Annotated in this window: 21 protein-coding genes; 8 read left to right on the forward strand and 13 right to left on the reverse strand. The window is 72.9% G+C overall.

The genetic code is table 11. The features are described from left to right. Positions 1-106: 106 nt before the first annotated feature. From mnhG to BLW14_RS06575, 6 genes are read right to left on the reverse strand one after another with little or no spacing between them, the layout of a single operon-like run. On the reverse strand, positions 107-460 hold the full coding sequence (gene mnhG / locus BLW14_RS06550; protein WP_093705261.1) for a monovalent cation/H(+) antiporter subunit G: 354 nt from the start codon (positions 458-460) through the stop codon (positions 107-109). Then, positions 457-777, reverse strand: coding sequence for an MrpF/PhaF family protein (locus BLW14_RS06555; RefSeq protein WP_093705263.1), 321 nt, complete (start codon positions 775-777; stop codon positions 457-459). Before BLW14_RS06555 ends, mnhG begins: the two co-directional genes overlap by 4 nt. Further along, positions 774-1418, reverse strand: coding sequence for a Na+/H+ antiporter subunit E (locus tag BLW14_RS06560; protein WP_093705265.1), 645 nt, complete (start codon positions 1416-1418; stop codon positions 774-776). Before BLW14_RS06560 ends, BLW14_RS06555 begins: the two co-directional genes overlap by 4 nt. Further along, complete coding sequence (locus BLW14_RS06565; protein ID WP_093705267.1) at positions 1415-3070, reverse strand: Na+/H+ antiporter subunit D; 1656 nt, start codon at positions 3068-3070, stop codon at positions 1415-1417. Before BLW14_RS06565 ends, BLW14_RS06560 begins: the two co-directional genes overlap by 4 nt. Continuing rightward, positions 3067-3693 (reverse strand): Na(+)/H(+) antiporter subunit C, encoded by a 627-nt coding sequence (locus tag BLW14_RS06570; RefSeq protein ID WP_093705269.1) that lies wholly within the window; start codon positions 3691-3693, stop codon positions 3067-3069. The genes BLW14_RS06565 and BLW14_RS06570 overlap by 4 nt, the downstream gene beginning before the upstream one ends. After that, positions 3690-6599: a Na+/H+ antiporter subunit A gene (locus tag BLW14_RS06575; RefSeq protein WP_093705271.1), complete on the reverse strand. Its 2910-nt coding sequence runs from the start codon at positions 6597-6599 to the stop codon at positions 3690-3692. The genes BLW14_RS06570 and BLW14_RS06575 overlap by 4 nt, the downstream gene beginning before the upstream one ends. A 318-nt stretch (positions 6600-6917) precedes the next feature. Here BLW14_RS06575 and BLW14_RS06580 point away from each other — a divergent pair, with 318 nt between their 5' ends. The 5 genes from BLW14_RS06580 to BLW14_RS06600 are packed head-to-tail and all read left to right on the forward strand — an operon-like array spanning position 6918 to position 12434. Continuing rightward, a complete protein-coding gene (locus BLW14_RS06580) occupies positions 6918-9824 on the forward strand; it encodes a sensor histidine kinase (protein ID WP_093705273.1) in 2907 nt (968 codons plus the stop codon). Beyond that, positions 9821-10252 carry a roadblock/LC7 domain-containing protein gene (locus tag BLW14_RS06585; RefSeq protein ID WP_018523554.1) on the forward strand — a complete coding sequence of 144 codons (432 nt, stop codon included), beginning with the start codon at positions 9821-9823 and terminating at the stop codon, positions 10250-10252. The genes BLW14_RS06580 and BLW14_RS06585 overlap by 4 nt, the downstream gene beginning before the upstream one ends. Then, positions 10249-10668, forward strand: a complete 420-nt coding sequence (locus tag BLW14_RS06590) for a DUF742 domain-containing protein (RefSeq protein WP_018523553.1) — start codon at positions 10249-10251, stop codon at positions 10666-10668. The genes BLW14_RS06585 and BLW14_RS06590 overlap by 4 nt, the downstream gene beginning before the upstream one ends. 6 nt (positions 10669-10674) lie before the next feature. Further along, entirely contained in the window at positions 10675-11244 is a 570-nt protein-coding gene (locus tag BLW14_RS06595; protein ID WP_093705275.1) for a GTP-binding protein, read from the forward strand. Positions 11245-11300: 56 nt separating this feature from the next. Next, entirely contained in the window at positions 11301-12434 is a 1134-nt protein-coding gene (locus BLW14_RS06600; RefSeq protein ID WP_093705277.1) for an FAD-dependent monooxygenase, read from the forward strand. Between the two features lie 67 nt (positions 12435-12501). On the opposite strand, the gene BLW14_RS06605 is transcribed toward BLW14_RS06600, so the two are convergent. Then, positions 12502-12903, reverse strand: coding sequence for a RidA family protein (locus tag BLW14_RS06605; RefSeq protein WP_093705279.1), 402 nt, complete (start codon positions 12901-12903; stop codon positions 12502-12504). Then, positions 12900-14027: an acyl-CoA dehydrogenase family protein gene (locus BLW14_RS06610; RefSeq protein WP_093705281.1), complete on the reverse strand. Its 1128-nt coding sequence runs from the start codon at positions 14025-14027 to the stop codon at positions 12900-12902. Before BLW14_RS06610 ends, BLW14_RS06605 begins: the two co-directional genes overlap by 4 nt. A 120-nt stretch (positions 14028-14147) precedes the next feature. Here BLW14_RS06610 and BLW14_RS06615 point away from each other — a divergent pair, with 120 nt between their 5' ends. Both BLW14_RS06615 and BLW14_RS06620 read left to right on the forward strand, forming a co-directional pair. Then, positions 14148-15785 (forward strand): AMP-binding protein, encoded by a 1638-nt coding sequence (locus tag BLW14_RS06615; protein ID WP_093705283.1) that lies wholly within the window; start codon positions 14148-14150, stop codon positions 15783-15785. 4 nt (positions 15786-15789) lie between these two features. Then, positions 15790-16605: a PaaX family transcriptional regulator gene (locus tag BLW14_RS06620; protein ID WP_093710659.1), complete on the forward strand. Its 816-nt coding sequence runs from the start codon at positions 15790-15792 to the stop codon at positions 16603-16605. A gap of 17 nt (positions 16606-16622) precedes the next feature. Here the strand turns inward: BLW14_RS06620 and BLW14_RS06625 are convergent, their stop codons facing one another. Beyond that, the gene (locus BLW14_RS06625; protein WP_093705284.1) at positions 16623-18968 is read right to left on the reverse strand and encodes a bifunctional salicylyl-CoA 5-hydroxylase/oxidoreductase; all 2346 of its coding nucleotides are present in this window, start codon (positions 18966-18968) and stop codon (positions 16623-16625) included. Further along, positions 18965-19792 (reverse strand): enoyl-CoA hydratase family protein, encoded by an 828-nt coding sequence (locus BLW14_RS06630; RefSeq protein ID WP_093705286.1) that lies wholly within the window; start codon positions 19790-19792, stop codon positions 18965-18967. Before BLW14_RS06630 ends, BLW14_RS06625 begins: the two co-directional genes overlap by 4 nt. Positions 19793-20034: 242 nt before the next feature. Here BLW14_RS06630 and BLW14_RS06635 point away from each other — a divergent pair, with 242 nt between their 5' ends. After that, a complete protein-coding gene (locus BLW14_RS06635) occupies positions 20035-20454 on the forward strand; it encodes an ATP-binding protein (protein ID WP_093705288.1) in 420 nt (139 codons plus the stop codon). A gap of 3 nt (positions 20455-20457) precedes the next feature. Here the strand turns inward: BLW14_RS06635 and BLW14_RS06640 are convergent, their stop codons facing one another. The 3 genes from BLW14_RS06640 to BLW14_RS06650 all read right to left on the reverse strand — a co-directional run bounded on the left by BLW14_RS06640 (position 20458) and on the right by BLW14_RS06650 (position 24410). After that, a complete protein-coding gene (locus BLW14_RS06640; RefSeq protein WP_093705290.1) occupies positions 20458-21876 on the reverse strand; it encodes an amino acid permease in 1419 nt (472 codons plus the stop codon). A gap of 187 nt (positions 21877-22063) precedes the next feature. Beyond that, on the reverse strand, positions 22064-23068 hold the full coding sequence (gene argF, locus BLW14_RS06645; RefSeq protein WP_093705292.1) for an ornithine carbamoyltransferase: 1005 nt from the start codon (positions 23066-23068) through the stop codon (positions 22064-22066). Between the two features lie 106 nt (positions 23069-23174). Continuing rightward, complete coding sequence (locus BLW14_RS06650; RefSeq protein WP_093705294.1) at positions 23175-24410, reverse strand: arginine deiminase; 1236 nt, start codon at positions 24408-24410, stop codon at positions 23175-23177. Positions 24411-24454: the final 44 nt, after the last annotated feature.

A 24454-nucleotide genomic window follows, 5' to 3' on the forward strand; every position in this document is an offset into this window, starting at 1 on the left:
CTCCGACGGTAGGAAGCGGCCGTTACGCCGGTGTGGCCCCGGCGGATCATGGGCGGTAACGCTCGCCGCACACCGGACGGGCCGCCGGTGTGAGAAGGCGGCCCGGTCAGGTCTCCTCGGTGAGCTGTTCGTCCAGATCGTCGAAGAGGAGGCTCGCGTGGTCGACCTGCCCGGTCCGGTACGCGGAGCGCGCCACCAGGTGCGCGGCGACCGGGCCGGTCATCAGCTGGAAGAAGCCGATCAGCCCGAGCGTGGCGAGGTCCATGCCGCTGCGCAGCCGCAGCGCCACCCCGGCGAGCACGATCAGCATGCCGAGCGCCTGCGGTTTGGTCGCGGCGTGGCTGCGGGAGAGCACGTCCGGCAGGCGCAGCATGCCGATCACGCCGAGCAGGCAGATCGCGGCGCCGAGCAGCACCAGCGCCGCGCCCGCCGTGTCGAGGATCTGGAGCCACACGGTCATGAGGTCCCGCCCTCGTGGTCGTGCGGACGGCCCGGGGGCCGGTCGCGTACGGCGATGAAGCGGGCGATGCCGACCGAGCCGGTGAAGCCGAGGATGGCGAGGACCAGCATGATCGGGAAGTAGAACGGGTCGCGCGCGAAGGCCGACTTGGCGCCGAGTCCGGCGATGATCAGGGCGGCGCAGACGTCCAGGGCGATGGCCCGGTCCAGCATCGAGGGGCCGCGCCAGATGCGCGCGAGGAGCAGCGCGCCGGCGACGAGGATCAGGACGACGGCTGCCACGAGCAGCGCCCGGTCCACGGTCTGGGGTGTGCTCATGGCCTGTCCTCCTGGTCTCCCGGCCGTTCGCCGGTGCGCGGGGCGTGCGGGGGCGGGGCGGCGACCCGTTCGATCTCGTCGCGGGTGCCGAAGGCGCGTACGGTCAGCTCCTCCAGGCGCCAGACGGAGCGCCGGGCTGCCTCCAGTTCGGCGGGGTCGCCCGCGTCCAGGACGTGCACGAATACGGTGGCGGTGGCGCGGCGGACCTCGACGACCGATCCGTCCGGCACGTTCGACACGGTGACGGCGACCGCGGCGAGCATCAGGTCCGAGCGGCAGCGCAGCGGTACGGCGATGACGGCCGCCCGGCGCGGCTGCCTGCCGTGGATCTGCCGGGTGACCTTCACGCCGGAGGTGTACATGTCGTAGAGCAGATAGCCGGCCAGCCGCAGGATGCCCCAGAGGTGCAGCCGCAGCCCGAGGTCCACCTTGGGCAGCGGGAACGCGAGGCAGACGACCACCGCGACGACGGCCCCGGTCAGCAGATTGGCCCAGTTGAGGCTGGACCAGAGCAGCACCCAGATGACGGTGAGCCAGGCGATCAGCGGCAGGTCGAGCACCCGCCGGTGCCGGGCGCCGAACGCGGCGCTGAAAGGCGGCAGGTCCTTGTTCCGGAAGGAGAAGGTGACGAGGCGCTTCACCGGCCGAGCACCTCCTCGATGTAGGGCCTGCGGGCGAGGAGTTCGGCGGCCGAGCGGTCGGTGTACGAGGTCAGCGGGCCGGCGAACACGGTGAAGGAGAGGCCGAGGGCGACCGCCGCGGCCGTCGCCCAGGTCATCGGGCGGGGCAGCACGCTCGTGGTGGTGACGGCGTGGCCGTGGAGGGTGGCGGCGACGGCGAGCCCGGCGGGCTGGTGGCGGACGCGGACGCCCTCGTCGCCGGTGCCCGCCATCCGGTCGGGGCCCTCGTCGGCGTCGTCGTCGTCGCTGTCGTCGTCCGACTCCAGGACCGTGCCGGCGGCGGCCTGGCCCGGGGGCGCGGCCCGCCAGAAGGCGAGGTTCCAGACCTTGGCCATCACGTACAGCGTGAGCAGGCTCGTCGCGGTCGCCCCGGCAACGAGGATCCACGCCCACACCCCGCCGTCGGCGACACCGGCGCGCATGAGGCCGAGCTTGCCGATGAAGCCGGAGAGCGGCGGGATGCCGGCGAGGTTCATCGCGGGGACGAAGAAGAGGACGGCGAGCGCGGGGGCGGCGCGGGCGAGGCCGCCGATCCGGGTGAGTTCGGTGGTGCCGCTCCGGCGTTCGATGAGCCCGGCGACCAGGAACAGTGTCGTCTGGACGGTGATGTGGTGGACGACGTAGACGATCGCTCCGCCGTATGCGTCCCGGGTGGCGAGGCCGATGCCGAAGACCATGTATCCGATGTGGCTGATGAGGGTGAAGGAGAGCAGCCGCTTGAGGTCGGTCTGCGCGACGGCCCCCAGGATGCCGACGATCATCGAGGCGAGCGCCGCCGCCATCAGCAGGTCCCCGAGCCGGTTGCCGGGGAAGAGCAGGGTCTCGGTGCGCAGCATGCAGTAGACGCCGACCTTGGTCAGCAGCCCGGCGAAGACGGCGGTGACGGGGGCGGGCGCGGTCGGATACGAGTCGGGCAGCCAGGCGGCCAGGGGGAAGACGGCTGCCTTGATCGCGAAGACCGTCAGCAGCATCGCCTGGATGAGGGTCTGGACGCCGAGGGGGAGGGCGCCCAGGCGCTCCGCGAGCTGCGCGAAGTTGGCGGTGCCGGTCGCCGCGTACGTCATGGCGATGGCGGTCAGGAAGAGCATCGAGGAGAACAGCGAGATGATCACGTACGTGGAGCCCGCCCGGATGCGCGGTCCGGTGCCGCCGAGGGTCAGCAGGACGAAACTGGCGACGAGCATGATCTCGAAGCCGACGTAGAGGTTGACGAGGTCACCGGCGAGGAAGGTGCACGAGACGCCCGCGACCAGGATCAGGTAGGCGGGGTGGAAGACCGCGACGGGCGTCTCCTCGTCCCGGTCGGCCATGCCCTGGCCGAGGGAGTAGACGAGCACGCACAGGGTGATGGCCGAGGAGATCGTGAGCATCAGCCCGGAGAGCCGGTCGGCGACCAGGGTGATGCCGAGCGGCGGCGCGAAGTCGCCCAGGTGCACGGAGAGCGGGCCGTTCCGGTCGGCGGCGATCATCAGGGTGATCGAGAGGCCGAGTACGGCGGTGAGTACGGCGACGCTGATGAGGCGCTGGATCTGCTTGAGCCGGGTGCCGAAGGCGAGGCTGAGACCGGTCGCGCAGAGCGGCAGCAGCACCGGCAGCGGGACGAGGGCGTTCATCCGGTGTCTCCTGGGTTCTGGGCGTCGGGGCCGGGGCCGGTGCTCCGCGGGTCCCCGGCGCTCTTCGCGTAGTCCTCCGGGTCCGCGCCCAGGACGTCGTGCCACAGGTCGCCGGTGGCGTCGCGGCCCCTGGCCTGGAGGGCGCGGTCGGCGCGCAGCCGGGCCCTCAGGCGGCGGCGTTCGTCGCGGTAGGCGCGGCGGGCCTCGGCGCTGCGGTCGCCGTCGGCCCGGAACCGCTCGCGCAGTTCGTCGCGTTCGTCCAGCACCTCGGCGCGGAGCACGATGCGCCGGTCCTCCAGGTCGTCGTGGACCTCGTCGGTGCCGGTCAGCTGATGGCCGCGGTAGGCCATGGCGAGCAGGAACGCGGTGGTGGCCAGGGTGATGACGATCGCGGTGAGCGCGATGGCCTGGGGCAGCGGGTCGGTGACCCGGGCGAGGTCGACCCCGTACAGCAGCGGTTCGCGGCCGGCCGTGCCCGTGGCGGACAGGATGAACAGGTTGATTCCGTTGCCGGCGATGACCGCGCCGAGCAGGATGCGGGTGAGGGGCCGGGTCAGCATGAGGATGCCGCCGACCGCGCAGAGGACCGCGGCGGCGGCCAGGAGCGAGGCGCTGACGGTCACGGGGTGGCCTCCCCGGTCTCCGGTCCGGCCCCGCGCGCGGCGGCCTTCTCGGCGGCGGCCCGCTCAATCTGGCGGTCGATCTTGGCGCCGAGGGCGCGCACGATGTCGAGGACGACGCCGAGGACCAGCAGGTAGACCCCGCAGTCGAAGATGACCGGGGTGCCGAACTCGTAGTCGCCGATGAGCGGCAGGTGGCCGTGGTACGTCCAGGCGTGCAGGACCGTTCCGTCGGAGAGGCCGAACAGCGCGACGGCCGTGGAGATGAAGAGCCCCAGCCCGGTGAACAGGCCGGGCTGGAGGGGCGCGGCCTCGGCGAGTTCGAAGCGGCCGCCCGCGAGGTAGCGGGTGATCAGGGCGAGGCCCGCGACGAGGCCGCCGACGAAGCCGCCGCCCGGCATGTTCTCGGCGCAGAACAGCAGGTAGACCGAGACCACCAGGATCGGGTGGAACAGCAGCCGGGTCACCACCTCGAAGACGACCGACCGGTGTTCGGGCGCCAGCGTGGCCCCGGCGGCCAGCCAGCCGCGCTCGGGCGCCCCTTCGTCGCCCTGCGGCACCCCGGTCAGCGGCTCGGTGGTCACGGACCAGGCGGTGCGGCCCCGTACCTCCGAAGGGGCGGCCGTCCCCTCGGCGCGGCGGTGCAGGTAGATGAGGCTGGTCACGCCGATCGCGGCTGCGGCGAGTACGGCGGACTCCCCCATCGTGTCCCAGGCGCGCAGGTCGACCAGGATCGTGGCGACGACGTCCTTGAGGCCGTGGTGTGCGGTCTCCTCGACCATGGCGGCGCCGGCCGGGGGCGCCACGCGCGCGGCGGCGGCGACCCAGACCACCACGCCGAGGGTGGCGGCGGCGGCCAGGGCGACCGGGATGCGCACGGCCCGCCGCCAGGTGCTGACGGACTCCTGGAAGTGCACGGGCATGCGCCGCAGCACCAGCACGAACACGATCATCGACACGGTTTCGACGCAGAACTGGGTGAGCGCCAGGTCCGGGCCGCCCTGGACGACGAACAGCAGCGCGGCCCCGTAGCCGGTCAGTCCGGCCAGCACCACGGCCTTCATGCGCCGTCTGACGGTGAGGCAGAGCAGCGCCGCCGCGCAGGTGAGGGCGGCGACGGCGCCCTGGAGCGGTACGTCCCAGAGCCGGGGGGCGGACGCACCGTGCCAGGGCCGGTCCGCGATGAGCACGGAGAGCTGTCCGGCGAGCATGACGAGCAGGGTGGTGGCGAGGTACACGGAGAGCGAGCCGCGCTGGACGAAGCCGGTGGCCTGGAGGGAGAGGCGTTCCAGGCCCAGGAGCAGCTGGCCGAAGACGCCGTCGGCGGTGGGCCAGGCGATGCGCCGGGACAGCCGGGCGACCCGGTCGCGGGCGGCGAAGAGGACCGCGCCGCCCAGGGTGGCGACGGCGGAGAGGAACAGGGCGGTGCCCCAGCCGTGCCAGAGCGCGAGGTGGTAGGGGTGGGCGGGGGCCGGGAAGGCGTCGGCGTAGGCGCTGAGCAGCCGGTCGGTCCAGCCGACGCCGGGCCCGAGGACCAGCCCGCAGAGGGCGAGGGCGGCGGGCGCGGCGAGGAAGGCCGGGCCGACCCGGTGCACCGGGGTGTCCGCGACCCCCGGTTTCCGCAGGAAGGCGCCCCACACGAACCGGGCGGTGTACGCGACGGTCAGGGCCGAGCCCGCCACGGTGATGCCCAGCGCCCAGCGGTCCGCCGTGTCTCCGTGCAGCAGCGCCTCGAACGCCGCCTCCTTCGCGGCGAAGCCGAGCAGCGGGGGCAAAGCGGCCATGGAGAGGGCGGCGAGCACGGCGACGGCGCACACATGGGGCAGGGCGCGCCCGACACCGGAGAGCTTGCGCAGGTCGCGGGTGCCGGCCGCGTGGTCGACGATGCCGGTGACGAGGAAGAGCGGGGCCTTGAAGAGGGCGTGGCCGAGGATCATGACGGCGGCGGCCAGCGCGGCGTCGCGGTTGCCGACGCCCGCGAGGAGGGTGAGGAAGCCGAGCTGGCTGACGGTTCCGTAGGCGAGGACGATCTTGAGGTCGTGCAGCCTGAGGGCGCGCCAGCCGCCGAGGAGCATCGTCGCGGCGCCGAGGACCATCACCACGGGCCGCCAGCCGGGCACGTCCGAGAAGCCGGGGGCGAGCCGGGCGACCAGGTAGACGCCGGCCTTGACCATCGCGGCGGCGTGCAGATAGGCGCTGACGGGGGTGGGCGCCGCCATGGCGTTGGGGAGCCAGAGGCTGAAGGGCCAGACGGCGGACTTGGACAGGGCCCCGCACAGGATCAGCAGGACGGCGATCTCGACGGCGGTGCCGGCCGGGGGCGGGTCGGCGAGGATCGCGGAGATCCGGTAGGTACCGGCCTCCTGACCGATGATCAGGAAACCGACGAGCATGGCGAGGCCGCCGAGCGTGGTGACGGTCAGCGCCTGGAGCGCGGAGCGTCTGCTGTGCCGGTGCTCACTGTCGTACCCGATGAGCAGGTACGAGAAGACGGTGGTCAGCTCCCAGAAGACGTACAGGGAGATGAGGTCGTCGCTGAGGACGAGGGCGAGCATGGCCCCGGCGAAGGCGAGCAGGTTCCCGGCGAATCCGGCCAGGCGCGGGGTCGTGTCGCTGAAGTAGGAGGCGCAGTAGAGGAGGACGAGCGCGCCGACGCCGGACGCGAGCAGCACCATGACCTCGGCCAGCGCGTCCAGGCGCAGGTCCACGGAGACGCCGTAGTCGGGCATCCAGACCCATGACCAGTCCACCGACGAGCCGGACGCGGCCGTGTCCCACTGGGTGAGGGCCCAGCAGGTGGTGGCGGCGGGCGGCAGCGCGAGGACGAGGAAGGCGCGCGCCCCCAGCGCCCGGACCAGCGGCCGCGCGAAGGCCGCGAGGACGAAGTGGCAGACGATGAGCGCGGTCATACGGCGGGGCGGTGGGGCGCGGTGGCGGGGGGCGGAATGCGCGGGGCTGCGGAACGGACGAGGGGCACTAAATACAGATATATCCCCGGCCGCCCCTCACCCGTACGGCGCGCCGCGTCCGGATCGGATCAACGGGTTCGTGGCGATCGTGTGCGTGACCGGTGTTGCACATGTGAGCCCGGTTCCATTCCGTTTTTGCACTGTGACTAATATCTATCCGTCCGGGTTCTCAATGGATTTGACCGGTCGTGAGACTGGCACCACGTCAAGGAGCATGCCCTGCGCACGCGCGTGTCACGGCGGAGCAGCTCGACCACAATGTCGCTGCGGACGGCCCTGCTCGTACTGGCAGTCGTCCCCGGTGTCGCCCTGGCCGCCCTCTGGGCCGTCACCAGTGGTCAGACTCTGCTCGACTTCCAGAAGCAGGCGGCCCAGGGGCAGTTGGCCCAGAAGGCCGGCCAGCCGTCCAACATCGTGTACTACAACCTCCAGGAGGAACGGCGGCTCAGCGCCGATGCCCTGGCCCGGGGCGGGGGCCCCACCGACGCCCTGCGCAAGCAGCGCAAGCTGACCGACAAGGCGATAGCCGACTTCCAGTCGCTGTCCGACATCGCCACCGACGACGCCCCGGGCGAGGTGCGTGACGCGGTCCGCTCGGCGCGTACGGCGATCACCCAACTCCCGGCGCAGCGCACACTCGTGGACGAGGGCGACAACGACCAGCAGAAGGCCGTCTACGGCTACTACACGGACCTGATCGCCGTGGACATGAAGCTCTTCACCGCACTCAGCCACGTGGACAACGGCCGGATCACCACGATCTCGCAGCCGCTGGTCGAGCTCTTCTGGGCCAAGGAGATGATCTCCCGCTCGGACGCCCTGCTCGCCCGCGGCTGGACCCGGGGCAAGCTCAGCACCGCGGACCTCCAGGAGGTCCGGCAGGCCGTGTCCGCCCAGTCCCTCCAGTACTCGACGCAGATCATCCCCTTCCTCTCCGCGGACGAGAAGGCCAGGTGGCAGGAGCTCTTCGACGGCTCCGCCTGGAAGGCCAAGACGCGGGTGGAGAAGCAGGTGCTGCGGCCGGCCGACGCGGACGGGGCCGGCTACGTCTCCCTGGGCGCGAAGGAGGCGGACTGGCGCGGCGCGATGGACGAGGTGACGCCCCAGCTGGTCAAGCTGATGGAGCAGCGCACCGACCTCGTGGTCGCGGAGGGCAAGGACAGCGTCATCTCGCTGCTGATCAAGGTCGTCGTGACCACGGTCGTCGGCCTCCTCGCCGTCGTCGCGGTCATCTGGTTCACCTGGCGTCTCTCCCGCACCCTGCGCCGCCGGATCAGCCGGCTCCAGGAGCGGGCCGAGGAGCTGGAGCGCGCGCTGCCCGACGTCGTCGAGCGGCTCGGCCGGGGCGAACGCATCGACGTCGAGGCCGAGGCCCGCGCCATCGGCCAGGAGAGCGGGAGCGGTACGTCGGACGAGCTGGCGCAGCTCGGCAACGCGCTCGACCTGGCCCGCACCAGCGCCCTGCGCGCGGCCGTCGAACAGGCCGACCAGCACCGCGGCTTCGAGCGGCTGCTCCAGCGCATCGCGCGACGCACCCAGCAGCTGATCGGCCAGCAGCTGAAGAAGCTGGACGAGCTGGAGCGCAAGCACGAGGACCCCGAGGTGCTGGACGGCCTCTTCGACCTCGACCACCTCACGGCCCGCCTCCGGCGCTACGAGGAGAACCTCGTGATCCTCGCCGGCGGTGCCCCGCACCGGCGGTGGCGCAAGCCCGTACCGCTGCTCGACGTCATGCGGTCCGCCCAGGGCGAGGTGCAGGACTACCGGCGTGTGGTGCTGGACCTGGACGGCTCCCCGTGGCTCGCCGAGCGCGCCGTGGGGCCGGTCTCCCACGTGCTGGCGGAGCTGATCGAGAACGCCCTCACCTTCTCCCGGCCGCCCAGTCCCGTCGAGGTCAGGGCCGCCCACGTGAGCCGGGGCCTGGCCATCGAGGTCGAGGACCGCGGGCTCGGCATGGAGGAGGAGCAGCTGGCCGCGGCCAACGAGCTGATGAGCCGGCCGCCCCGGATGGACGTCCTGGCGCACGCCGACGACATCCGGCTGGGCCTGTACGTGATCGCGCGCCTCGCCGGCCAGTACGGCCTGCGGGTCGAGTTCCGGCAGTCGGCCTTCGGCGGCACCCGGGTCGTCGTCCTCGTCCCCGACGAGCTCACCGTCCCCGGTCCGCACTCCGGTCCGGTCGCCGTCCCGGCCCCCGCGGCCGAGGAGGCCGCCCCGGCGCCCGCCGCCGCCCCGCTCCGCGACACCGACGCCCTGCCCAGCCGGGGCCGCGGCCAGGCGCTCGCCGGGGTCACCGCCCTGCACACGTCCCGGACGCCGTTCGAAGCGCCGGTCCCGCCCCGCCAGGCGGCGCAGGAGCCCTTCCCGGACCACGAGGAGCAGGCACCGCCGGCCCCCGTCGACCATCCGTTCGGCGACCTGGAGCACCCGGACCCGCAGTACGCGGGCGGGTACGGCCACGGCGCGGACGGCCGGGCCCACCCGCACGACGGCGCCCACCAGGAGGGGTACGGCACCGCCTCGTACGGCGCGCCCACCGGCGACGTGTACGCGGACGCCGGGCAGCCGTACATGACGGCCGAGGGGCAGTACCCGGTGGCGCAGCACCAGGCGTACCCGGACCCCGGGACGCCGTACGGCGTGCCGCAGCAGTCCTACCCGGACACGTATCTGCCGGGCGCCCTGGACGCGGACGGCTTCCCGGTGACCCTGCCGCCGCAGCCGGAACCGGCCGCCGTACACCCCGGACAGCCGCCGGCCTCCCCCGGCACGGCCTCCACCGGTGCGAGCCCGCTCGGCTCGGGACCGCACGGTTCGGGCCCGCTCGGCTCGGGCCCGCTCGACGCGGCCTCACCCGGCACGGGCGGCACCGGTCCGGACGCCGGTACGGGCGGCCTCGCGCTGCCCGCCGCGCCCGGCGGGGAGCCCCCGCTGCCGCGCCGGGTGCGCCAGGCCAGCCTCGCGGACGAACTGCGCATCACCCCGGCCGCCGCGGACCAGCCGTCGAGCCGGTCCGACAACCCGCCGCCCCGGACGGCACCGCATCGCGCCGGGGCCGCCATCGGAGCCTTCCAACGCCGGTCCCGCGCCGCCCGCGGGACCGAAGAGCCGCCGAAGCAGCCCGATCCCTCCGCCCCCCTCTTCATGGGAGAAGAACGGACATGACACGCACAACCGCCACTCGCCAGGACCTCGACTGGCTGCTCGACGGCTTGGTGGACTCGGTGGCCGAGACCCGGAACGCCGTGCTGCTCTCCGACGACGGCCTGGTGGTCAGCCACTCGCGCACGGTCGAGCGGGCCGACGCCGAACGGCTGGCCGCGATCTGCACCGGCCAGCAGAGCCTGGCCCGCGGTGTGGGCCAGCTCTTCGGAGGCGGCGGCGTGCACCAGGTGATCGTCGAACTGGCGGACCTGTGGCTCTTCATCATCTCGGCGGGCCAGGGCACGCACCTGGCCGTCGTCGCCTCGCAGGAGGTGGACGCCGAGGTCATGTCGCTCGCCATGCACAACCTCGTCCTCCAGGTCGGCCAGAAGCTCAGCACCCCGGCCCGGAGCGACTTCGACGCCTTCGGCACGGGGCCGCGCGCGTGACCGCGCACTGGCCCTACCACGAGGACGAGTTCGAGGACGGGGAGGACGGTGCGGGCACCATGGTGCGCCCCTACACCATCACCCACGGCCGGACCGCGCCCGAGCGGGACGACCTCACCCTCATCACCGTGCTGACGACCGCGGACGACCCGCGGGACGCACACGGGGCGGCGGTCCGGCCGGGCCGGCTCCAGCCGGAGCACCGGCTGATCCTGGAGCGCTGCCGGCGCCCCGCCGCGGTCGCCGAGGTCTCCGCGGGCCTGGACCTGCCGGTCTCGGTGACCAAGATCCTGCTGGCGGACCTGGTCGCCTCCGGCCTCCTGATCGCCCGGGCGCCGCTGTCGGTGGCCCGGGCGTCCGGCGGGGCCCGCATGAGCGTACTGGCCGCTGTTCGCGACGGACTCCGGAGACTCTGAGCCAAGATGACCACCAGTCAGGCGGCGCCCACCGCCGTAAAGATCCTGATAGCCGGCGGCTTCGGCGTCGGCAAGACCACCCTCGTCGGTGCCGTCAGCGAGGTCGCCCCGCTGCGCACCGAGGAACTGCTCACCCAGGCCAGCGTCGGCGTCGACGACCTGGCCGGTGTCGGGCAGAAGGACACCACCACCGTGGCGCTGGACTTCGGCCGGATCACGGTCAGTCCGGAGCTCGTCGTCTACCTGTTCGGCACCCCGGGCCAGGAACGCTTCTGGTTCATGTGGAACGACCTGGTCAACGGGGCCCTCGGCGGCGTCGTGATCGCCGACACCCGGCGCCTGGAGACCAGCTTCGCCTCGATCGACTTCTACGAGAGCCGGGACATCCCGTTCGTCGTGGCGATCAATTGCTTCCACGGCCACAACACCCGTACCGCGGACGAGATCCGGGCCGCCCTCGACCTCGATCCGCACGTCCCGCTGCTGGTCGGGGACGTACGGCAGCGGCCGTTCGGCCGTGACGTACTGCTGGCCCTCGTGGACCACCTGATGAGCCTGCCCGTGGCAGCGGGCTGAACGCCGCCACCTCGTTCCTTCCTTCCTCCCTTCTTCTCGCTCTGGAGAGATCCGACATGGCAACACCCCTGCGCGTCCTGATCCACGGCGGCGGCATCGGCGGGCTGACGCTCGCCACCGCGCTGGCCCGGCGCGGTCACACCGTCGAGGTGGCCGAACTCCGCGACGAGCTCGACGCCCTCGGCGTGGGCATCATCCAGCCGTCCAACGCCCTGCACGTCATGCGCGAGATCGGGGTGCTCGACGACTGCCTCAAGGCGGGCTTCGAGTGGGAGGTCCTGACCATCGCGGACCCGGCCGGCAACACCGTGGCCGCGATACCGCAGCCCCGCATGGGCGACGTCCCGTCCAACAACGGCATCCCCCGCCCGGCGCTCGCCCAGGTCCTGGGCGCGGCGGCCACCGCGGCCGGTGCGACGATCCTGTTCGGCACGACGATCACCGAACTCACCGACGACGGCGAGGGCGTGGACGTCACCCTGTCCGACGGTACGGCCGGCCGCTGGGACCTCGTCGTCGGCTTCGACGGCATCGGCTCGCCGCTGCGCACCCGGCTGTACGGCGACCGCTACACCCCCGAGTACACCGGCTTCGCCAACTGGCGGGTCACCGTGCCCCGTCAGGAGCAGGTGCGGGGCGTCGTGATGGGCACGGCGGGTCAGGCCGCGAAGGCGCTGCTCACCCCGATCACGGACGAACTGATGTACCTGGGCACGGTGTTCCCCGAGGCCGCGGACTTCCGGCCGGACCCTGCGAGGGCGCACGAGCAGCTCAAGGAGCGGCTGGTGATGTTCTCCGGTCCGGTCGCCGAGGCGCTCGACGCGGTCACCGGGCCGGAGGCCGTCGTGTACTCGCGGATCTCCCAGGTGACCGTCGAGGAGCCGTGGCACGTCGGCCGGGTCGTGCTCGCCGGGGACGCCGCGCACGCCAGCACCCCGCACATCGCGCAGGGTGCGGCGATGGCCGTGGAGGACGCCCTGGTGCTCGCCGAGTCGCTGGACGCCGAGGCGGACGTCGCTGCGGCCCTGGACGCGTGGGAGGCCCGGCGCCGCCCGCGCGCCATGTGGGTGCAGGCGATGTCGCGCGCCGTGCTCAAGCAGGAGACGGGCGGGGAGACGACGCCCGAGGAGGACGAGCTGCTGAAGGTCGGCATCCCGGGCGCGGCCCACGTGCTGGTGCAGCCGTACTGATTCGGCCCCGAACGACGTACGCCCCCGCCGGGCCCGGTTTTCCGGAGCCGGCGGGGGCGTACGTCGTTCAGGGCAGGACCGCCGTGCCGTCCAGCTCGACCAGGGCCTGTTCGTCCCAGAGCCGCGCCGCCCCGATGACGGCCATGGCCGGGTAGTCGCGGCCCGCCAGCCGGCGCCAGATCCGGCCCAGCTCCCGGGCGTTGGCCCGGTAGTCCGCGACGTCGGTGGCGTACACCGTGACCCGGGCCAGGTCCGCCGGGGAGCCGCCGGCCGCGCGCAGGGCGGCGAGGAGGTTGCCCAGCGCGGTCGCGAACTGCTCGGGCAGGGTGTCGCCGACGACCGTGCCGTGCCGGTCGAGGGCGGTCTGCCCGGCCAGGAACACGAGCCGGCTTCCGGTGGCGGTGACCGCGTGCGAGAAGCCGGTGGCGGGCGAGAGTTCGTGCGGGTTGATGCGGTGGATCGGGCTCATGCGGTCGGCTCCCGGTTCGCGTACAGCTCCTTGGCGATGATCGTGCGCTGGACCTCGCTCGCACCCTCGTAGATGCGCGGGGCGCGGACCTCCCGGTAGAGGTGTTCGAGCAGATGGCCGCGGCGCAGGGCGCGGGCGCCGTGCAGCTGGACGGCGGTGTCCACGACGAACTGCGCGGTCTCGGTGGCGTACAGCTTCGCCATGGCGGCCCGGCGCGGCACCCCCGGCTCCCCCGCGTCGTGGGCGGCGGCCGCCGCGTACACCAGCAGCCGGGCGGCCTCGGTCCGGGTGGCCATCTCCGCGACCTGGTGGGACACCGCCTGGAGGCCGGACAGGGGTCCGCCGAAGGCGGTGCGGGTCGCCGTGTGCTCCACGGTGGCGTCGAGGGCCGCCCGCGCCATGCCGAGGGCGAAGGCGCCGACGCTCGGGCGGAACAGGTTCAGGGTGTCCATGGCGACCGCGAAGCCCTTGTCCGGTTCGCCGAGCATGTCGTCGGCGGTGACGCGGACGCCGTCGAGGGCGAGGGTGCCGATGGGGTGCGGAGAGAGCATCTCCAGGGCGGTGCCGGTCAGGCCCGGGCGGTCGGCGGGGACCAGGAACGCGGTGACGCCGCGGGCCCGGGCACCCGGTGTCGTGCGGGCGAAGACCGTGTAGAAGTCGGCCTCCGGCGCGTTGGAGATCCAGCACTTCTCGCCGGTCAGCCGCCAGCCGCCGGAGTCCGGGGACGCGTCCAGCGCGAGGGCCGCCGCGTCGGAGCCCGCGCCCGGCTCGCTGAGCGCGAACGCGGCGACGGCCCGGCCCGCGCGCACCTCGGGCAGCCACCGCTCGCGCTGGGCGAGGGTGCCCGAGCGCAGGACGGGGAAGCCGCCGAGGCCTTGGAGGGCGAGGGCGGTCTCGGCCTCGGTGCACCCCCTGGCGAGCGATTCGCGCAGCAGGCAGAGGTCGAGGGCGCCCGAGCCGAACAGCCGGTCGAGCAGGCCCAGCTCGCCGAGGGCGGCGAGCAGCGGGCGGTTGACGTGCCCCGGTTCACCGCGCGCGGCGAGCGGGGCGAGCCGGTCCAGGGCCAGGGTGCGCAGCTCCTCGCACCAGGCGGTCTGGGCCGGATCGAGCGAGAATGCCGTCATACCGGCGCCTCTCTGGTCGAATCGATTGCTCCTGGGCATCTTTATCGCGGACCGTTGACTACCGTCACCCAAACGATACGCTCCAAGGGCGGCAAGGGGGCTACAAGGGGGCGATCCTTCATGGACCCGAAAACCTCAGCGCACATCGACGGCTTCGCCGGGGAGCACCTGCCCCCCGTGGACCAGTGGCCGGATCTGCTCTTCGACCTGCCCGAGCTCCAGTACCCGGACCGGCTCAACTGCGCCGCCGAGCTGCTGGACCGCACGGCCGACCGCCTCGGCCCCGGCCGCCCCGCCTTCCGCACGCCCGACGGCGGGGTGCTGAGCTACGGGGAGCTGCGGGATCTCGTCGACCGGATCGCCCACGTCCTCACCTCGGACCTGGGGGTCGTGCCCGGCAACCGCGTCCTGCTGCGCGGCCCCACCACGCCCACGCTGGCCGCCTGCTGGCTCGCGGTGCTGAAGGCGGGGGCGGTCGCCGTCACCGTGCTGGCGCAGCAGCGGGCCTCCGAGCTGGCGACGATCTGCTCGATCGCGCGGGTGAGCCACGCCCTGTGCGACGCACGCTCGGTGGACGACCTGGCGGCGGCGCGGGTGCCGGGGCTGGGGATCACGGCATACGGGGGTGAGGCGCCGGACGACCTGCTGCGGCTGGCCGGCTCCCGGCCGGGCCCCTACCGGGCGGTGGACACGGCGTCGGACGACGTGGCGCTGATCGCTTTCACCTCGGGCACCACCGGCCGGCCCAAGGGCTGCATGCACCTGCACCGCGATGTACTGGCCATCGCCGACACCTTCTCGCGGCACGTGCTGCGGCCGGTACCCGACGACGTGTTCGCGGGCAGCCCGCCGCTGGGCTTCACCTTCGGGCTCGGCGGTCTGGTGGTGTTCCCGCTGCGGGTGGGCGCGTCAGCGCTGCTGCTGGAGCAGGCGGGGCCGAAACAGTTGCTGCCCGCCCTGGCGGAGCACCGCGTCTCCGTGCTGTTCACCGCGCCGACCGCGTACCGGGTGATGCTCGACCAGCTCGACGGGCACGACCTGTCGGCGCTGCGGCGCTGTGTCTCGGCGGGCGAGAACCTGCCGGAGGCGACCTGGCACGCCTGGCACGAGCGGACCGGGCTGCGGATCATCAACGGCATCGGCGCCACCGAGCTGCTGCACATCTTCGTCTCGGCCGCCGACGACGCGATCCGCCCCGGCACCACCGGGGTTCCGGTCCCCGGCTGGCAGGCGCGGGTGGTGGACGCCGGCGGTGCGCCGGTGCCGGACGGCGAGCCGGGGCTGCTCGCCGTGCGCGGCCCGGTCGGCTGCCGCTACCTCGCCGACGAGCGGCAGCGGGACTACGTACGGCACGGCTGGAACATCACCGGCGACACCTATGTGCGCGACGCGGACGGCTACTTCCGGTACGTGGCCCGCGCCGACGACATGATCATCTCCTCCGGGTACAACATCGCGGGTCCCGAGGTGGAGGAGGCCCTGCTGCGCCATCCCGACGTGGCGGAGACGGCGGTGGTGGGGCAGACGGACGAGCTGCGCGGCCGGATCGTGGCGGCGTACGTGGTGGTGCGAGAGGGCTCCGCACTGTCGGAGGACGAGCTGCGGACGTTCATGCGGGCGGAGCTGGCCCCCCACAAATGCCCCCGCCGCTTCACGTTCCTGCCCGCGCTCCCCCGGACCGCCACGGGAAAACTGCAACGGTTCCGGCTCCGCGCGGAGGAACCCGGTGCGGCCGGGCCCGCGCCGGGCCGAGAATGATCACATGGTCGAACCGTGCACCCCCCGCTCACTGATCGTCACCCTGTACGGGGCGTACGGCCGCATCCCCGGCGACGGGCCGATGCCGGTGGCCGGTCTGGTCCGGCTGCTCGGCGCCGTCGGCGTGGACGCGCCCGCCGTACGCTCGTCCGTCTCCCGGCTGAAGCGGCGCGGGCTGCTCGTCGCCGCGCGCACGGCGGACGGGGCGGCCGGGTACGCGCTGTCGGCGGACGCCCGCCAGCTCCTGGACGACGGCGACCGCCGCATCTACCGGCACCCGGACCCGGCGGCGGCCGACGGCTGGGTGCTCGCGGTGTTCTCCGTGCCCGAGGCCGAACGCCACAAGCGCCACCTGCTGCGCTCACGCCTGTCCCGGCTGGGGTTCGGCACGGCCGCCCCCGGCGTGTGGATCGCCCCGGCGTGGCTGTACGACGAGACCCGGCACACCCTGGACCGGCTGGAACTCGCCCCGTACGTCGACCTGTTCCGCGGCGACCACCTCGGCTTCGCTCCGACCCGGGAGGCCGTGGCCCGCTGGTGGGACCTGGACGCGGTGGCCCGGCTCCACCACGACTTCCTGGAACGCCACGAACCGGTGCTCAGGACCTGGGAGGCACGCGGCGACGGCCCGGCGGACCCGGAGGCGGCCTACCGGGACTACCTGACGGCCCTGGACTCCTGGCGCCGCGTTCCGTACGCCGACCCGGGGCTGCCCCGGGAACTGCTGCCCGAGGACTGGCCGGGCGCCAGGTCGGCCGAGGTGTTCCGGGCACTGCACGAGCGGTTGCGGGACGCGGGGGCGGAGTTCGTGCGGGCGTGATCACGCGTGCCTGCCGGTCACCCCAGACCGAGGCGCGGTTTGGGCGCGTCCGTGCGGCCCGTCGGCGGGGTGCGGCTGCCGGCGCGGTACGGGAGGGGCCAGGGGGCGCCCGGGCCGGTGTAGCCCTGTTCGGCCGCCGCGTGGAGCGTCCAGTGCGGGTCGTACAGGTGGGGGCGGGCCAGGGCGCAGAGGTCGGCGCGGCCGGCGAGGAGGAGGGAGTTGACGTCGTCCCAGGAGGAGATCGCGCCCACCGCGATCACGGGCACGCACAGGGTGTTGCGTATGCGGTCGGCGTACGGCGTCTGGTAGGAGCGCCCGTACTCGGGCCGCTCGCCGGGGACGACCTGGCCGGTGGAGACGTCGATGGCGTCGGCCCCGTGCGCGACGAACGCGCGGGCGATCTCGACGGCGTCCTCGGCGGTGGTGCCGCCCTCCGCCCAGTCGGTGGCGGAGATCCGGACGGTCATCGGCCGGTCGTCGGGCCACAGCGCGCGGAGCGTGTCGAAGACCTCCAGCGGGAAGCGGAGCCGGTGGGCCAGGGGCCCGCCGTACGCGTCGGTGCGGTGGTTGGTGAGCGGGGAGAGGAAGCCGGAGAGCAGGTAGCCGTGGGCGCAGTGCAGTTCGAGGAGGTCGAAGCCGCAGGTGTCGGCGCGCCGGGCGGCGGCCGCGAACTGCTCGCGGACCTCGTCGAGCCCGGCCCGGTCCAGGGCGTGCGGGACCTGGTTGACGCCGGGGGCGTACGGAAGGGGGGAGGCGGCGGTCACCGGCCAGTTGCCGTCGTCGAGGGGCTGGTCGATGCCCTCCCACATGAGCTTGGTGGAGCCCTTGCGGCCGGAATGGCCGAGCTGGACGCCGATGGCGGTGCCGGGGGACGCGCTGTGCACGAAGTCGGTGACCCGGGTCCAGGCGGCGGCCTGTTCGTCGGTGTAGAGGCCGGTGCAGCCGGGGGTGATGCGGCCCTCGGGGCTGACACAGACCATCTCCGTCATGACGAGCCCCGCCCCGCCGAGCGCCCGTGCGCCGAGGTGGACGAGGTGGAAGTCGCCGGGGACGCCGTCGGCGGCCGAGTACATGTCCATCGGTGAGACGACGACGCGGTTGCGCAGCTCCAGACCGCGCAGCCGCAGCGGAGTGAACATCGGCGGGGTGGCCGGTGGGCAGCCGAACTCCTCCTCCACCCCGGACGTGAACGCCGGGTCGCGCAGCCGGAGGTTGTCGTGGGTGACGCGGCGGCTGCGGGTGAGCAGGTTGAACGCGAACTGCCGTGGCGGCTGGTCCACGTAGGTGGACAGCTCCTCGAACCAGCGCAGGCTGGCCGCCGCCGCGCGCTGCGTCGACTCGACGACGGGCCGGCGCTCGCTCTCGTACGCGGCGAGCGCGGCCGGCAGCGTGGGCTGCTCCTCGATGCAGGCGGCGAGCGCGAGGGCATCCTCGACGGCGAGCTTGGTGCCGGAGCCGATGGAGAAGTGCGCGGTGTGCGCGGCGTCGCCGATGAGGACCGTACCGCCGTGCGACCAGCGCTCGTTGACGACTGTGCGGAAGGTGAGCCAGGCGGAGTTGTTGGAGCGCAGGGGGCGGTGGCCGAGGGCGTTCGCGAAGATCTTGGCGCACTGGCGGACGGATTCCGCCGGGTCGGGTACGTCGAAGCCGGCCGCGCGCCAGACCTCCTCGCGCATCTCCACGATCACGGTGGAGGCGCCGGAATCATGCAGCGGCCCGAAGGGCCCCGTTGTGGGGCGGTGGTCGGGCGACGGGCGGGCGAACGGATAGGCGTGCAGCTGCATCACGCCGTACGCGGTCTCCGCGATCTCGAAGCGGAAGGCGTCCAGGGCGAAGTCGGCGGCGAGCCAGATGTAGCGGCAGCGGTGTCCGGTGACGCGGGGGCGGAAGTGCTCGGCGTGGGCCTCACGGGTAGTGCTGTGCACGCCGTCGGCGGCGATCACCAGGTCGTGCGTGGCGGCGAGTTCGGCGGCGGACGGGGCCCGGGTGCGGAAGCGGAGGTCGACGCCGAGCCCGGCGCAGCGTTCGTGCAGGATCTCCAGGAGCCGGCGGCGGCCGAGGGCGGCGAAGCCGTGGCCGCCCGAGGTCTGGGTGTGGCCCCGGTGCACGATGTCGATGCCGTCCCAGCGGACGAACTCCCGCTGGAGGGCCCTGTGGACGACGGGGTCGGCTTGTTCGATGCCGCCGAGGGTCTCGTCGGAGAGGACGACGCCGAAGCCGAAGGTGTCATCGGGAGCGTTGCGCTCCCAGAGGGTGATCTCGCGGTCCGGGCCGAGGCGCTTGAGCAGAGCCGCCGCGTAGAGCCCGCCGGGGCCGCCGCCGATGACCGCGATCCGGTGCGGGCCGGCGCCCGGGGCGGTCACTTGCCCCGCCAGGCGGGCGGCCGCTTCTCGCTGAACGCGGCGTGGAACTCGGCGTAGTCCTCGCCGTGCATCAGGAGGGCCTGGGTCGCGGCGTCCATCTCGACGGCGGCGGCCAGCGGCATGTCCAGCTCGGCGGTGAGCAGCGCCTTGGTCTGGGCGAGGGCGAGCGCGGGCCCGTCCGCGAGGCGGCGGGCGAGCGCGGCGGCGGCCTTGTCGGCGTCGCCCTCGTCGGTGAGCTCGCTGATCAGGCCGATCCGTTCGGCCTCGGGGGCGCGGACGGGTTCGCCGAGCATCAGGAGCCGGGTGGCGTGGCCGAGGCCGACGACCCGGGGCAGCAGGTAGGCCGCGCCCATGTCCCCGCCGGAGAGCCCGACCCGGGTGAAGAGGAAGGCGAACCGGGCGGTGGGGTCGGCGACGCGGAAGTCGGCGGCGAGCGCGAGGACGGCGCCGGCCCCGGCGGCGACCCCGTGGACGGCGGCGACGACGGGGAACGGGCACTCGCGGACCGCGCGGACGACCTGGCCCGTCATCCGGTTGAAGTCCAGGAGCTGCGCGGTGTCCATCGAAAGGGTGGCGCCGATGATCTCGTCCACGTCGCCGCCGGAGCAGAAGCCGCGCCCCTCGCCGGCCAGCACCAGGGCCCGCACGGCGCGCTCGCGGGCCAGCTCGGCGAGGAGGTCGCGGAGGTCGGCGTAGGCGCCGAAGGTGAGGGCGTTGAGCTTCTCGGGCCGGGCGAGGGTGACGGTGGCGACGCCGTCCTCGACGGTGACCCGCAGGTGGCGCCAGTGCTGCGTACGCGGTACGGAGCCGGTGAACGGGCTCATGGCGGGGTATCCCCTTCAGCCGTCGCTGCTGCCTGCCCTCGAACTTATCACCGTTGCGTGACTGCCGTCACGAGTACGCGATAGAGCGGGGCGGGTGCGGCTTCAGTGACGAAGGTCCCCTTCGTACCGGGCGGCAGACTCTTGTCCGCGTCGCCCGGCTTCGTAAGGTGGGGGGAAGAAGTCTTGAGCGCGGAACCGTCTGAGCCCAGGACCCCCGTGCTCGCCCCCCGAACGGAAACCTTGTGCCCCCCGACGGACCGCCACCCCCTTCCTGGCGCATCACCCTGCCGCACTCCACGGCCGCCGTGCCGATCGCCCGCGCGCTGATCCGCTCGGTGCTGACGGACATCGACGCCCCGGCGGACAGCGACACCGCCGAGCTGCTGACCGCCGAGCTGGTCGCCAACGCCGTGGAGCACACCCCGGGCGACGACCCCATAGAGCTGGTGGTCGAGCTGCTCCCGGCCGGCTGCCAGGTTGAGGTCCACGACGGCGACCCGGCCCCGCCCGGCGACCTGTCCCGCCCGGAGCCGGAGGACGTACCGGACCCGTGGCAGGAGCACGGCCGGGGGCTGCTGCTGATCCGCACCCTGAGTTCGTCCTGCGGCCACCGCCCGACGGAGCGCGGCAAGGCGGTCTGGTTCCGGCTGCCGCCCGTATAGGCCCTACCCCTGGGCCAGCCGGGAGCGGCGGTGACCGTAGACCGCGTACACGAGCGCCCCGACCGCGAGGAACACCGCGAACTGCACCCAGGTCGTCCAGCCGGTGCCGTACATCAGGTAGACGCAGAAGCCGATGCCGACGATCGGGCTGAGCGGGTGGAGGGGCACCCGGAAGGAACCGCGGACCTCGGGGTTGCGGCGGCGCAGCACGAGGACGGCGGCGTTGACGGCGACCATGGTGGCGAGGGTGCCGATGGTGGTCAGGTTCACCACCATGCCGAGCGAGGAGAAGGCCGCCGGGACCGCGAAGACGACGGCGACGATCCAGGTGTTGGCGACCGGGGTCGCGGTGCGCGGCGAGACCCGCTCGAAGACCCGCGGGACGAGGCCGTCGCGGGACATGGACATCAGGATGCGGGTCTGCCCGTACATCACCGCGAGGACGACCGAGGCGATGGCGACGACCGCGCCGAAGGCGATGATCCCGCCGCCCACGGAGGAACCGGTGACCTGGTCGACGATGAGCGAGAGCGCGGCGGGCTTGTCGGAGACGGCGTCCGGGCCGAGCGCGCCGATCGCGGCGAGGGCGACCGCGCAGTAGAGCAGGGTGACCAGGCCGATGCAGATCATGATCGCGAGCGGGATGTCGCGCCGCGGGTTCTTGACCTCCTCCCCGGCGGTGGTGATCGCGTCGAAGCCGATGTACGAGAAGAACGCCAGGGACGCGCCGGCCGTGACGCCGCCCGCGCCGTGGGTGGCGAACGGGGCGAGGTTGCCGCGCTCGAACGCGGTGAACGCGATGACGCAGAACAGGGCGAGGACGACGAGCTTGAGGACGGCCATCGCGGCGGTGGCCGTCGCGCTCTCCCGTACCCCGCGCACGAGCAGTGTCGCGGCCATCATGACCACGATCACGGCCGGCAGGTTGATCACACCGCCGTCGGCGGGTCCGGCGGAGAGCGCGGCGGGCAGCTGGTGCCCGAAGAGGCTGTCGAGGAGTTCGTTGACGTACTGGCTCCAGCCCACCGCGACGGCGGAGACCGAGACGCCGTACTCCAGGAGCAGGCACCAGCCGACGAGGAAGGCGAGGCGTTCGCCGAGCGTGGCGTAGGCGAAGGAGTACGAGCTGCCGGAAACGGGGATGGCGCTGCCCAGTTCGGCGAACGAGAACGCCGTGAAGACGCAGGTGACGGCCGCGAGGACGAAGGAGACCACGACGGCGGGACCGGCCTCGGCCACGCTGTCGGACAGGCCCACGAAGATGCCTGTCCCGACGACGGCGCCGACCCCGAAGCACACCAGCTGGAACAGGCCCATGGAGCGCTTGAGGCCGTGGCCCTCCAGGTCGGCGCCCGACTCGGCGATCAGCCGGTGCGGGTCCTTGACGCGGTGCGGGGGGCCGGGGAGGCGTAGGGGGCTCACGGCGGTGTCTCATCTCTGGCGGTACGCGTGGGGGGCGGTGCGGTTCAGGCCGTGGGGGGGGCCGTCGTACGCACGAAAAGGGGGTTCGAGCGTGCGAGCTCGAACCCCACCAATCGAAACCATCATAGACACCTGTCCGCATATTCACCCAATTGGGTGCATGAACATGCGGGGCCGCTCGCCCGGGCTACTTCTCGGCCATCGTCGCCACGAGGACGGCCTTGATCGTGTGCATCCGGTTCTCCGCCTCGTCGAAGACGACGGAATGCGCGGACTCGAACACCTCGTCGCTGACCTCCAGCTCGCTCAGCCCGTGCCGCTCGTGGATCTCGCGCCCCACGCCGGTGCCGAGGTCGTGGTACGCGGGCAGGCAGTGCATGAACTTCACGCCGGCGTTCCCGGTGGCGCGCAGGACGTCCATCGTCACGGCGTAGGGCGTGAGGGCGGCGATGCGGGTGTCCCAGACCTCCTTGGGCTCGCCCATCGAGACCCACACGTCGGTGGCCACGAAGTCCGCCCCGCGCACGCCCTCGGCCACGTCCTCGGTGAGCGTGACGCGCGCCCCGGACTTCCCGGCGAGCGCGCGGGCCTCGGCGACGACCGTGTCGGCAGGCCAGTACGCCCTGGGCGCGACGATCCGCACGTCCATGCCGAGCAGGGCGCCGGTGACGAGGTAGGAGTTGCCCATGTTGAAGCGGGCGTCGCCGAGGTAGGCGAAGGCGATCTCTTCCAGCGGCTTGTCGCTGTGCTCGGTCATCGTCAGCACGTCGGCGAGCATCTGGGTGGGGTGCCAGTCGTCGGTGAGCCCGTTGAAGACCGGCACCCCGGCGTACGAGGCGAGCTCCTCGACGACCGCCTGGCTGTCGCCCCGGTACTCGATCCCGTCGAACATCCGGCCGAGGACGCGCGCGGTGTCCTTGACCGACTCCTTGTGCCCCATCTGGGAGCCGGAGGGGTCGAGGTACGTGGTCGACGCGCCCTGGTCGGCGGCGGCCACCTCGAACGCGCACCGGGTGCGGGTCGACGTCTTCTCGAAGATCAGCGCGATGTTCCGGCCGGACAGCCGCCGCGTCTCCGCCCCCGCCTTCTTGGCGGCCTTGAGCTCGGCGGCCAGGTCGATCAGGCCGCGGAACTCCGCCGCCGTGAAGTCCAGCTCCTTGAGGAAGTGGCGGCCTGCGAGGTCTATGGCCATGGTGACTGCTCCTGGGTCGGGCGGGGGGACGCATACGGTAACGCTGGAACCCTATACGACGCAATGCATCGCTATACAGAGACCGCGTCGCCCACCCCCCTTCCCGCTACCGGACCGGGTCCCGGACCACCGGGCAGCTCATGCAGCGCGGACCGCCCCGCCCCCGGCCCAGCTCGCTCCCCCGGATCTCGATGACCTCGATGCCCTCCCGGCGCAGATGCGTGTTGGTCGTGGCGTTGCGCTCGTACGCGACGACGACCCCCGGCTCGACGGCCAGCACGTTGCAGCCGTCGTCCCACTGCTCCCGTTCCGCCGCGTGCACGTCCTGGGTCGCGGTGAGCACCCTGATCGAACCGAGGCCCAACGCCTGCGCGATGGCAGTGTGCATCTGCTCCGGCGGATGGTCGGTCACCTTGAGGTCGCGGGGTCCGTCGCCGGGCTCGATGGTGTACGAGCGGAGCATGCCGAGGCCCGCGTACTTGGTGAAGGTGTCCCCGTCGACCATCGTCATCACGGTGTCCAAGTGCATGAACGCCCGGCTCTTCGGCATGTCCAGCGCCACGATGGTCCGGGCCGAGCCCGCGTCGAACAGGCCCCGGGCCAGCATCTCGACCGCCTGCGGTGTGGTGCGCTCGCTCATGCCGATGAGCACGGCGCCGTTGCCGATGACGAGGACGTCGCCGCCCTCGATGGTGGAGGGGTAGTCGTCCTGGCCCTCGGACCAGTGGTGGAAGGCACCCGCCTCGGGGCCGGTGAACAGCGGATGGTGACGGTAGATCGCCTCGAAGTGGACGGTCTCGCGCTGCCGGGCCGGCCAGCGCATGGCGTTGATGGACACCCCGTCGTAGATCCACGCCGAGGTGTCCCGGGTGAAGAGGTGGTTGGGCAGCGGCCCGAGCAGGAAGTCGTCCAGGTCCATGACGTGGAAGCGCACCGACACCGGCTCCTTGTACCGGTCCAGGAACTCCCGCTTGGTCATCCCGCCGACCAGCGCCTCGCACAACTCGGCCGCCGGCAACTCCTCGAAGGCGGCCCGCAGATGCTCGGTGGCGAGCGGGCCGTACTCCTTCTCGGCGAAGACCCGGTCCAGCACGAGCCGCCGGGCGACCGGGATCTCCAGCGCCTCGCGGAGCAGGTCGCCGAAGAGGTGCACCTCGACGCCCCGGTCGCGCAGCACGTCGGCGAAGCCGTCGTGCTCCTGACGGGCCCGGCGCACCCAGAGCACGTCGTCGAAGAGCAGCGCGTCCTTGTTGCTCGGTGTGAGCCGTTTCAGTTCCAGATCGGGGCGGTGCAGGATGACGCGGCGCAGCCGCCCGGCCTCGGAGTCGACATGGAATCCCATGCCCACATCCTCACCGCGCGGCGCGCCGTTCACCCGGCGAATCG

It is taken from the genome of Streptomyces sp. 2131.1, assembly GCF_900105515.1.
GTDB classification, from domain to species: Bacteria; Actinomycetota; Actinomycetes; order Streptomycetales; family Streptomycetaceae; genus Streptomyces; species Streptomyces drozdowiczii.